Source organism: Kitasatospora sp. NPDC093102 (assembly GCF_040683915.1).
GTDB lineage: Bacteria > Actinomycetota > Actinomycetes > Streptomycetales > Streptomycetaceae > Kitasatospora.
In genome coordinates, this window is the sequence record NZ_JBFBFA010000132.1 from 1 (window position 1) to 2,564 (window position 2,564).

Here is a 2,564-nt window from a genome sequence, read left to right on the forward strand (position 1 = left end):
GATCAGTCGGGTAGCGGGGACGCATTACTGCGTCCCCGCCCCCTCAGAACCGTGCAAGCAGCTGTTCACCGCACACGGCTCAAGCAAGCCCCGAGGGCTCGCGGGCCGGAGAAGGCGCTGGACTCGTCAGCTCGGCGGCTCCGTCCGCCGTCGACAATGGGTGTGGAGAAGACGGATTCGCTGATCGCCCGGCGTGCTCCCGCCGAGGAAGACGACGTACTGCTTGGAGATCGCCTTCCTGATGACGACCCGCCACGTCTCCCATTCCTGGGGACTTCTCGGCGGGTGGTCGGCGTGCAGCAGGAGTCCTCCGCAGACCGGGCAACGACCGCGCTGAGCCTGAAGCAGGCGCACAGTCATGCCGTCGACCGGCGGCGGGGGTCCCTTGCGACGCCGCTCGGCCCAGTACGACTCCAGGGCCGGGTCGTCCGGAGACGCCCTGCCCTTGACCAACTGGTGCCGGACGATCTTCGTCCAGGAGAACTTGAGCAGGTAGGCACCGCTGTCGCGGTCGCCGAACACCCACCGGTCCTTCCTGGCCTTGTTGAACCTGCCGAAGTACCTGCTGGAGACCCAGTGCTTCGGCTTGTTCGGGTGGCTGTGCTTGGCCCACTTGTAGGCGAGCGTCCACACGTAGTTGTCCAACGCAGTGAAGATCTCGCTGGACACCACCGTCCGGTAGTAGGCCGACCAGCCCCGCACGATGGGGTTGATCTTCTTGAGCACGGCCGCAGCGTTGGCCCCTCGCAGGGCCAGCATCTCGGCGTGCAGCCGTTCCCGGATCCGTCGTTGCGCCGCTGTGCTCGGCTTGATCAGCAGTTTGCCGTGGTACCGGCGGACGTTGAACCCCAGGAAGTCGAACCCGCTCTCCGCGTGGACGATGCGCGTCTTGTCCTCGTGGAAGGCGAGTCCCCTGGGCGTCAGCCATGCGGCCAGCCGTTCCTTGACCTGTTCGGCCTGCTCACGGCTGGTGCACATCGCGACAAAGTCGTCTGCGTACCGCACCAGCACGGGACTTCCGCTCTGTGCACTGCCGGCGTCTCTGCCGGTGGTGTAGTAGCGGACCCCTGCGGCTTCCTCCATCCCGTGCAGGGCCACGTTGAAGAGCAACGGGCTGATCACCCCGCCCTGCGGAGTTCCCTCCTCGGTCGGGGCGAACCGACCCCGATCCACCATCCCGGCCTTCAGCCACTGGCGGACCAGTCCCCGGGCGGGGAAGGTGCCGAGCGCGGCCATGAGCCGGTCGTGGTCGATGCGGTCGAACGCCGCCGTCAGGTCCGCGTCGAGCACCCACACGCGCTGCGGGTTCTTCCCGTTGAGCGTGGAGTAGATGGCCCCGATCGCGTCGTGACAGCCGCGGCCGGGCCGGAAGCCGTACGACTTCGGCTCGAACCGCGCTTCCCACTCGGGTTCCAGCGCGCCCAGTGCCACAGCCTGCAGGCACCGGTCGACGATCACGGGAATCCCGAGCCCGCGCTTCTTCGTGGTCCCCGGTTTGGGGATGAACACCCGCTTGACGGGCTTGGGAGTCCACGGTCGGGCACGGTGCTGGACCCAGTGGGCCAGAGCGGCCTTGGACTGGGGAAGTAGCACCACCTTTCCGTCGACTCCCGCCGTCGCGCGTCCTGCGTTGATCTCCGTGACCCGCCGCACGCTCATGAGCGTGTTCGAGCGGGACCGGAGCATCAGCTTCTGCAAGTTGCGGACCTTCTTCAGGTCCCCTGCCTGCGATGCCGTGAAGATCCTCTGCCGCAGACGCCGTACGTCCTCCTCGACCCGGCGCCAGTCGATCGACGCCCAGTCCAGATCTTCGCCCTCGGGTCCGTTCACCGTCGCGGCAGCGGTCGGGACGGTCGAGACCGTTCCGACCGCATCCGGCATGGTGTCCAACTTGTCCCTCGGTTCCGTCGTCCTTGCCAGTGAGTCCGCACAGGCTCACCCGGCCCACGTCAGCACCCTTTCGGGTCCGGGCAGCACACCCGTATCCGGACGGTTATGCGGGGCGATCGGCGGAGAGGCCGATCATGCTGCCCCGGGTTCCCGTTTCCTTTCGGCTTCCGGCATTGGCTTCTTGGGCCATCCTGTTCCCGCTGGGGAGTTGAGTCTTCCTCACGGTCGGCCGACCGGACCACGACGGCCCGGACCCCAACGGGGTTTCCACGTTCCACACGAATGAGATACGACCGGGGTGGGTGCTCCCTTTACCCCGAGGCGGCGGTGTCCACCTGGCCGGAGTGACCTCTGCCGGCCAGCGCCTGCCGCTTCTCAGCGGCCAGCCATGCACCCCACTGGAGCTTTCCATCGGCGGGGCTTGGGATCACGAGGCATCATCGGGAGTTCACTTGCGTTCACCCGTCCGGTCTTCCCCTTGCCGGTAACTCCCGGATGGAACGGGAGTCCTTGGGCTTTCCCCTGAGCTTCGCACCACGCCGTTACCGGCATCGCACGTCAAGGGCGGGGACGGGTCATACGGACACGGACCCGTGACTGCACCTACGGCCCCACCATCAGCCGCCTCTCCAATCGGTCAGTCCACTCAAATTCGTGCGACTTCGTGTCGCACG

The 2,564-nt window shown here is 66.9% G+C and carries 1 protein-coding gene; it reads right to left on the reverse strand.

Annotated features, from left to right (window positions below; genetic code table 11):
* Window positions 1–126: 126 nt before the first annotated feature.
* Window positions 127–1,881: a group II intron reverse transcriptase/maturase gene (ltrA, locus tag AB0O11_RS39265; protein ID WP_363397399.1), complete on the reverse strand. Its 1,755-nt coding sequence runs from the start codon at window positions 1,879–1,881 to the stop codon at window positions 127–129.
* Window positions 1,882–2,564 lie beyond the last annotated feature (683 nt).